Source organism: Nocardia sp. NPDC004260, from assembly GCF_053603155.1.
The window spans coordinates 1-8,278 of record NZ_JBSGEZ010000139.1 but is presented as its reverse complement, the minus strand read 5'-3'; the positions used below and the strand labels follow the sequence as shown (position 1 = coordinate 8,278).

At 66.1% G+C, this 8,278-nt stretch carries 6 protein-coding genes and 4 pseudogenes; 8 read left to right on the top strand and 2 right to left on the bottom strand.

Annotated features, from left to right (window positions below):
- Positions 1–89 precede the first annotated feature (89 nt).
- The 5 genes and pseudogenes from ACWEO7_RS37120 to ACWEO7_RS37100 all read left to right on the top strand — a co-directional run.
- Positions 90–194 (top strand): annotated as a pseudogene (locus ACWEO7_RS37120) (hypothetical protein); the annotation flags it as partial.
- A 40-nt stretch (positions 195–234) separates the two neighbouring features.
- Positions 235–498 (top strand): annotated as a pseudogene (locus tag ACWEO7_RS37115) (Tn3 family transposase); the annotation flags it as partial.
- A 759-nt stretch (positions 499–1,257) separates the two neighbouring features.
- Entirely contained in the window at positions 1,258–3,414 is a 2,157-nt protein-coding gene (locus tag ACWEO7_RS37110; RefSeq protein ID WP_452430247.1) for a hypothetical protein, read from the top strand.
- Between the two features lie 374 nt (positions 3,415–3,788).
- Complete coding sequence (locus tag ACWEO7_RS37105; RefSeq protein ID WP_452430245.1) at positions 3,789–4,037, top strand: recombinase family protein; 249 nt, start codon at positions 3,789–3,791, stop codon at positions 4,035–4,037.
- Between the two features lie 15 nt (positions 4,038–4,052).
- Entirely contained in the window at positions 4,053–4,274 is a 222-nt protein-coding gene (locus ACWEO7_RS37100; RefSeq protein ID WP_452430249.1) for a helix-turn-helix domain-containing protein, read from the top strand.
- Between the two features lie 67 nt (positions 4,275–4,341).
- On the opposite strand, the gene ACWEO7_RS37095 is transcribed toward ACWEO7_RS37100, so the two are convergent.
- Positions 4,342–6,078 (bottom strand): DUF3556 domain-containing protein, encoded by a 1,737-nt coding sequence (locus ACWEO7_RS37095; RefSeq protein ID WP_452430243.1) that lies wholly within the window; start codon positions 6,076–6,078, stop codon positions 4,342–4,344.
- A 134-nt stretch (positions 6,079–6,212) separates the two neighbouring features.
- On the opposite strand from ACWEO7_RS37095, the gene ACWEO7_RS37090 reads away from it, so the two are divergent.
- The gene (locus ACWEO7_RS37090) at positions 6,213–6,911 is read left to right on the top strand and encodes an NUDIX hydrolase (RefSeq protein ID WP_452430241.1); all 699 of its coding nucleotides are present in this window, start codon (positions 6,213–6,215) and stop codon (positions 6,909–6,911) included.
- On the opposite strand, the gene ACWEO7_RS37085 is transcribed toward ACWEO7_RS37090, so the two are convergent.
- The gene (locus ACWEO7_RS37085; RefSeq protein ID WP_452430240.1) at positions 6,883–7,569 is read right to left on the bottom strand and encodes a class I SAM-dependent methyltransferase; all 687 of its coding nucleotides are present in this window, start codon (positions 7,567–7,569) and stop codon (positions 6,883–6,885) included. The genes ACWEO7_RS37090 and ACWEO7_RS37085 overlap by 29 nt on opposite strands.
- A 104-nt stretch (positions 7,570–7,673) precedes the next feature.
- Here ACWEO7_RS37085 and ACWEO7_RS37080 point away from each other — a divergent pair.
- Positions 7,674–7,955 (top strand): annotated as a pseudogene (locus ACWEO7_RS37080) (energy-coupling factor transporter transmembrane component T); the annotation flags it as partial.
- Positions 7,948–8,184, top strand: a pseudogene (locus ACWEO7_RS37075) (AMP-binding protein); the annotation flags it as partial. The pseudogenes ACWEO7_RS37080 and ACWEO7_RS37075, both read left to right, overlap by 8 nt.
- Between the last annotated feature and the right edge of the window lie 94 nt (positions 8,185–8,278).

Here is an 8,278-nt window from a genome sequence, read left to right as displayed (position 1 = left end):
GTCCTGCTGGACGAGCTACTGGCTATCGTCACCGATCCGCGGATCGGTGACGAGGAGATCGGCGGCTTGATCCGGGGCGATGCGATCGGGTGGGAGCGGTTGCGGGCTGCGATTGCGCAGGCCAAGCCGCGACCGACACCCACGGCGTGACCCTGGTCAACTTCGGGCTGTTCGACCTGCTCGGCATGCAGCTTTCGCCCCGGATCCGGGACTTGGGGAAGATCACCCTGTTTCGAGGAACAGACAAAGCAAGCCTGGTGTCTGACCTTGGCCACGAACGCGGTCATCGCGTGGACCACGGAGTATTACGGGCTCGCCGTCGAGCAGATGCGCCGATCCGGGCACCGCATCGACGACGAGGTCCTGGCGCACATCTCCCCAGCGCACAGCGAGAACATCAACTTCTTCGGCGCGATCGAGGTCGACATCGATGCAGAACTTGCCCAGCTCGATCCCACTGGGTACAGGCCGCTACGCGTGCGCGATACCCTCTTCTGACCGGGGCGCCGGGGCGCGCTCCGTCGATGACGGATCAGCCTTGGTCGATGACGTGATCGGTCCGCGCGAACGGGTCCGGCCAGTGGCAGGTTCGCCGTGATACCCAGCACGAATGACAAGACCGTGGGTCTGCCCTGGCGAGTTACCAGAGCCCTGAGGATCTGCCGGACTATTGAACACGCGCGTACTTCGACTGCCCGGACCCCTTCGCGTTGAAAATCGGGCACGTCCGGATCATAGCCGCGGTGGGCGTTGCAGAGGCCTCGCAAGACCTCTATCGGTTCCCATTGCTGGGAGGTCATGGAATTTGGCAATGCCTTTTAGGCTGCGGCGAAGGCATGCGATGTGCGACGTACACGATTCAGCGAGCGGCGTCTGTCATTGCCCGTGACCGCGTGTCCGAGCCAATTATGGTCGTGCCCGGTAGACGAAATCGGAGGATGTGTGGCCGAACCTCATGATCGGCTGGATGAGGATTCGTGGGCGGTTCCGGCGAAATGGTGGCCCAGGGCCGCGCCTTTTCGGGGGCTGGGCCCGGCGCGACAGTTGACGTTTCGGCCGCGGACGCCTGTGACACCCACCGAGCTCGCCCCGTATCGCCAGGTGATCGAGGGTGCTCTGGCGTGCCCGCCCCGCGGTGGTGCGTATTGGCTTTCCGAGGCGGGCGCGGGGTTTCTCGATTCACGCGTATCCGCGAAAGGCGCAGCAGTTGTATGCGCTCTCGTGCACTCGGAGCCGCGCAGTCTAGCTGACACGTGGGTGGCCGAGTACGGGCTCGAATTCGCGGCGGAAGCAGCTGTGTGGATGTCCGGGGTGGGAATGTCGAGTTCGGTCGTATCGGGGTCCCGAGGCGGTATGTGGAATCCTATCCATCTGACCGCGCCCGAGCCGAACGAACCAGGTCCATTACGTGCCTACAACGTGCTGCGGCGGGTTCGGGCGCACCTGGCGACTGCATCCGCAGAGCATTACCGGACCACCGTCCAAAGCCTCGGTACGCTGCGCGGCGATGCCGGTGGTCGAGGGGCTTCTGGTCATATCGGTGATCTGTGGGTCCGGGTCGCCACGTCGTATCTGCTTCCGACCGAACAGGTCTGGATCGATGCAGATCTCGAGGCGATGACGATCGACAAGTTGCGCAGATCATCTCCGGGGCGGCACTCGCGCTGGTACAGCAACGATTTCGGGGCTTGGTCGGTTCCGTCTGATTCCTCGGATTCACTTGCCCTTCTAGCCGCTTCCGCCACCACCGCTGAGCAACTCACTCGCCTCACCGAAGTGGTCGAGCCAGCACGCCTTTTTCGTCATGTGTACAACATCGCGACCCAGGTAGGTCCCGCCGCCGCCGACGTCATCGCGGCGATGCTGGATGCCAGGCTTCATGCACCCTACGGTTGGGGCGCTGACCGAGACTCCACGGGCGAGCTCGCCGACATGCTGTCCCGGTTTCCGACCGACGTCGCGATGGAGCTGCTCCAGGCTCGCACCGACAACGGGTTGGTGTTCGGTGCGCTGTCCAGATCCGCGGGCCGGTTCCCGCGCCGGGCGAGGAGGCTGCTGTCAGCCGATCCCACCCGGAGGGCGTCGGCTCATATTGTTCGGGCGCTCGAACGTCGAGAACAGCAGTTCATCAGCGATGCGTCGGCTCACCAGTGTGGTCAATCCGTACATCGACGCAACGCCGAACCGCACGAACTGCCGGATGTCCTGGCGTCGCCGCCCTGGCGTCGCGCACCTTCGCGGGCACAGCACCTTTCCCTCGAAAAACGCCCCGACCGCCCGCTGCGGCTCGACTGGCGGCCAGGTGAACGGGAGCGGTGGGCCGCGATGCCGGTAACAACGGGGTGGTGGTATGAACACGACATGCTCGAGGTGGCCGGCAGCGCCCGGAGCATCGAGGATTACCGTCGCTCAGTGCAGGACGTCGACCAGGAGCCCTTCGTCCTCGCACTGATATCCGACGACATCGCGCATCCGATCCTGCGAGAGTTCAAAGTCCCGCGAGCAGTCCACTCGCAGGTGATTTTTCAACGCATTTTGGGAAGGTTCGGTGCCGATGCCCTCGATGCGGTCGTTGCGACGATGGCGCAACATCCGTTGCGGATGGCTCCGGTCATGGAGCCCGTCGACGGCAGTCGTGTAGCCGTGCTGATGATGCGCTGCCTTGGGTTCCGCCGGACCACTCGTGCCGCGGTCGCTTGGTGGCAGCGGCATGCCGACACGGCAGTCGAAGACCTGATTCCGATTGTGCTGAGTCGGTACGGCAGCGATCGCATGCTTGCACAGCACGCGCTCCACACTATTGCCCTAATGGGTCACCGCAGCGCAATCGACAGCGCCGCAGCAGATTACGGCGAGCAGAGCCGCACAGCCATCTCCGCGATGATAGGCGACGATGCGATACTGTCTGCGCTGCCCCATCGGATTCCTCGACTACCGACGTGGCTTGTCCCTGCCCTGCTTCCTGCCATCTTGCTACCAGACGGCAGCGCAGCGCTGCCGGAATCCGCGGTGGAAGACTTCTGCACGATGCTGGCGATGTGCCGCCCCGAATGGCAATACACCGGAGTTCGGGTTGTCGCGGAAACGGTGGACCCGACGGCGCTCGCGGAGTTCGCATGGGGCCTATACGAGGCTTGGATGTTGGCCGGTTGCCCCCACCGAGACAACTGGGTGTTGCATGCGCAAGGCCTTATCGGGAATGCAGACACGGCGCGCCGACTATGTCAGCAGATCCTCGAGGGCGGGTGGCGGATCGGAGAATCTTCCCGCGCTGCACTCGACGCGATCACCGCTATCGGCGGTGATGAGGCAGTCACCTGTCTGCGTGCCATCGCCTCGAGCTCATCCAGTGGTTTGGCTCGCAAGGCAGGACACCGGATCCGTGAGCTGACCGGCCCAGGCAGCCTGCTTTGAAAGCAGTGCGCATCGACGAGTCTAACCAACAGGCGCGTCACCTGGTACATGAAGCGTCGCTACCCCCGTTGCTCCCGCGTTTTGAAGTGCCGGACGGTGAGGAAGTCAACCGCAGCCGGAGTGGGCGGAAACGAAACGTTTCCGACCCACACCAACCCTCACCCGCAGCGACCCACAAATCCGCAGGTCGACGAACCTCGCCAGTGGGTCATACCTCGTGTGCGGAATCTACGGGACGAAAACCCGGCATGTCAGCCCTTTGTGGGACAGTTTCGGGCATGGCACGGTTCGGATACGCGCGAGTCTCCACCCGCGGGCAGAAAAACGACTCCCAGATCGACGCCCTCACCGCCGCGGAGTGAGAACGGATCTGGGTGGACAAGGCCTCCGGCAAACTCGCCCGCCGCCCGGAATGGGACAAATGCTTCGAACACCTACGCCGCGGCGACGAACTGGTCATCACCCGCCTGTCACGGCCATTCCGGTCGGTACGGCACATGACCGAACTCGCCGCCGCACTCGACGAACGCGGCATCGACCTCATCGTGCTCAAACAAGGCATCGACACCACCACCCCGCCGGGCGGTTCCTGTTCCACGTCATCGCCGCCATGGACGAGATGACCGCCCGCCGACCTCATCAGCGAAGGAACCCTCGAAGGCCTGCAATCCGCACGAGCCCGCGGCCGGGTCGGTGGCCGGCCACCCGCCCTGACCGGACTGCAGGCGCTCAAGGCCTGCGAGATGTACGACGAGACCGACGAACACGGCAAACGCCGCTACACCGTCGCCCAAATCGCCGAAACCTTCGGCGTCTCCCGCAAAACCATCTACCGCCACCTCGACCGAAACCACCCATAACCAGCAGTTACGCCATATCCGTCCGATTTTCGGCGAATACTACGGCGACCCGGGAAAGACGGACGCGCTAACTCTCCACGCTCGCGGTGTAGTGCACCCGCACCGGGACGTCGTCGGCCCAGGGCTGGCGGGTCACCATGTCGGCGACGCGCACTTCGCCGCGTTCGAACTCGCCCGTGGCCGCGTCGACGAGGCGGTATTGCTGGGTCTGCCGGTGGATCGGCTGGGCGTCGAGGAGGACGACGCGGACTTCGCCGGGTTCGAAGTGGCAGCGGCGGTGCATCGCGGCGATGAGTTGTTCGTTGTGCATGTGGCCGTCGCCGAAGTTCCAGCCGACGGCGGTGCTGCAGATGCGTTCGCCGTCGGTGATGGTGTACTCGTCTTCGTGGCCGGGTGGCATGGCGCGGTGGACGAGCGTGAACAACGCGCGGCCGTGGGTGTTCATAGCCCGGAAGGCGTAACCGAGGTACATCGGGATCTGCGCGCGATCCTTGCCGTAGAACCGCTCCAGCTGGGCCTGCGGCATGCCGGCTATCGCGACGACGCCGGTGCCGATCTTCGCGGCGGCCGAGGGTTTGACGCACCACATGGTGGTGTCCCAGTTCCCGGCGTAGTAACGCATGCCCGGTAAGAAGGAGATCTTGCGCGGGAACAGATTCCCGGCGATCACGATGCCTGCGATCACGACGAAGAGCACCGCCACGGGCACGGGGTTGCGCACACTGCTCGGACCGAGATCGGCATGGGCGACGAACAACGTGGCGACGCCGAAGATCATGAAGACGTTCCACTCCAGCGGGACGCCCATGGGAATGGCGGTGAGGATCGCCAGGTGGAAACACACCATCGCGATCGCCGCGATCGCCGTCGGCCAACCGCCGTGGGAGAAGAACAGCACCAGTGGAACGCACATCTCGACGACCGTGCCGCCGTGGGCGAAGACACGGGACAACCGTCCCGGCCGCAGATCGTCCGGGAAGCGTTCGAAGAACGCGCGCTTGAGCGGCTTCGGCCGGAACACCGGACTGTTGGACATCATCGTGGACACCACGAAAGGGAAGTGCTTGTTGAGTTTCGAGGTGGCCGCGCCCATCCAGATCACGACGAAGACCACCTTCGCGGCGACGATCGAATCGGCTCCAGGGAGCAGGAAGACGACCGTGAGGGTGGCATACACCTCGCCCCGGGCGGCCAGGAAGATCACTTTGTCCCGCAGCCCGAGTACCGCCAGCAGCCCGAGGATCACCGCCACCTGCCAGTGCGGCAGCAAACCGACGGTGGTGTCCAGCTCCGGTATCGGTCCGGTTCCGTCGGACAGCAACGCGACCGCTGTCGTCGCCAGCAGCGCCGCGTACAGCGCGACATCCACCGGCGTGCGGTTGTCGCCCTTGGTGAGCGGTATCCGGCCCGGCCACGGTGGCAGCCGAATCGTGTTGGGGCGCAACCAATACAGGATCGAGCCGAAGGGCGGGAAGTACCGGTTGTTCAGCGGGCCGAACCCGCACCCGAGGCCGACCACTTCGAACAGCAGCGTGTACAGCACGACCTTCTGGAAGACGATCGGCTCCGACCACCAGGCGCCGACGTCGGTGAACCCGTCGATGCCGTTGGTGGTCAGCGCGATCGACCAGCCACCGAGCACGTAGAGGCAGATCTTGCCGACGTAGAACAGGTGCAGCACCGCCGGAGTCCCGAAGCCGACCTCGGCCCAGTGCCGCGCCATGGGACGGATGCGCTCGGCGCGCGTGCCCTTGCTCCATTCCGCCATATCGACCACCGGCAGGTCGGGCTCGAGAAATCCCATCAAGCACGCTCCGATCGCGAACGCCCGGGGCGCGGTCCCGGCCCCGAGATTCCCGATACGGTGACAGGTGAGGCAGTTGCTGTCAACGACTTCCTTTGTCGCGCTCGTCGATGGGGAAGGGCAAGATCGAAGCCATGGAGCCGACCCCGACAGCGCCGCTACCGAGGAGCATCGACGAATTCCGTGTGCTCGCGCATTCCCGCTTGGCCGCATTCCCACGCATCGAGGTCGCCGACCTGCCCGGTGTGCGCCGCGCGGCGGTGGTGCTGTGCGTGGTCGAGGAGCCCGGAGGGCCGCTGTCGGTGATCGTCATCAAGCGGGCCTACCGTGGCCGCAACGCCGGACAATGGGGCCTGCCCGGCGGCCGGTTGGACGAAGGTGAGACCCCCGAACAAGCCGCCTTGCGCGAACTGCGCGAGGAACTCGGCCTGGACGCGCGGCCGAGTGATCTGCTCGGCGCACTCGACGACTTCCCGGCGGCCTCCGGTTTCACGATCACGCCCGTCGTTCTGGCGCTGAACGACGCGACCCGGTTACGCCCGAATCCGGATGAGGTCTACTCGGTGCACCTGGTGGATCTGGCCCGGGTGGCCGCCGAGGACACCCCGCGCTGGGTCCGGGCCGAGGACGCGGTACGGCAAGCGGAACTGCGCGACGACACCGCGCCGGCGGGCGAAGCGGGCCTGTTGCAGATGCGGCTCGGCCCGAAGATGACCGTTCACGCACCCACCGGCGCGCTGCTGTGGCAATTCCGCGAAGTGGTCCTGCTCGGCACGGACCCTAACGCGGCCAGAGTCGCCCACTTCACCCAGCCGGATTGGACCCATCGCTAGTTCTCGACGGCGTGACCGTCCAGCCGCGTCGAGGACTCACCGCCTCCGGGGCGATCTCCTCGACCAGGTCGAGGCCCGCCGTGCCGAGTAACGCGTGCATGTGAGCCTGCGACCACCCGCGGATCCGTAGCGGCGGTTCGTCGCGTTCGGTGAAGATCGCCGTCCCGTCGGCACAGACCTGGACGGGCAGCCCACGCCGCGCGAGTCGATGCGCGTCCACCCAGGTGAAGACGCAGGTACCCGAGTCGCCCAGCCGGGTGCGAATGCGGGTCAGCAGGGCCGCGTGGTCGCGTACATAGCCGAGGAGTTCGCCGACCGCGGAGATGAACGGGTACTCGGCGTCGGCGTCGTCGAGGAACTCCGTCGCGGACTGCCGTCGATAGTCGACCAGAGGACTGTCGCGGTATCTGGCCTTCGCCAGCGGCAGCATGCGCGCGGAGATGTCGACGAGCACCACCTGTCGGCCTGCCCGGACGAACGCCGCGGCCTCACGCCCGGAGCCGGAGCCGAGGAAGAGCGCGGGGGCGCCACCACCACGGCCCGCGAAACGGGACAGCGTCGCGAGAACCGCGGCGTCGAACCGCGCGGGCGGCAGATCCCAGCGCGCGTGGTCGTGCGCGTCCGCGACGGCGTCGAAGGATTCGGCCCTGCCGGTCATCAGCGCAGCTGCCGGATGTCGTCGAGGATCGCGGCGATCTGACGCGCTCGGTAGGCGTCGAGGTCGCGAAGTTCGGGGGGTTCCGGACCCAGCCCGAGACGTTCCTCACCACCCGGGTGAGCGACCTGCTCGACGCCGTGACCCGGTGGCTCGGACCGCTGCGGCGGGTGGGTGTCGATCCCGAGCGGATCGGCCTGCTGCTGGCGCTGGCCATCCGGTGTGTCCCGCTGCTGGCGGGGATCGTGCACGACGTGGCCGAGGCCCGGCGCGCTCGCGGCCTGGAATGGTCGATGACGGCGCTGGTCACGCCGGTGCTGGTGCGCGCGCTGCGCACGGCCGACGCGATGGGCGATGCCCTCGCCGCCAGGGGAGTGGACGATGACTGAACTGCTCGCCGCGCGGATCGCTCGGCAGGCCGCGGCGAATCCCGCGGCGAGCGCCGTGGTCTCGGGACGCGAGGTGGTCGACTACGAGCGGTTCTGGTCGAAGGTCCTGCGCACCGCCGCGGGGCTCGACGGCATGCACCGGGTGGCCGTGCTGCCCACGTCCGATGTCGAATCCCTGGTGACGGTGACCGCGGCGATGCACGCCGGGGTGAGCGTCGTCCTGCTGCACCCAATGCCGCTCACATAGGCTGGTCGGGCTGGTGTCAACTGGTGTTGATGGTGACGTCGATCTCAATCTTGTAGGTGTTTCGGTCGATGTCGCC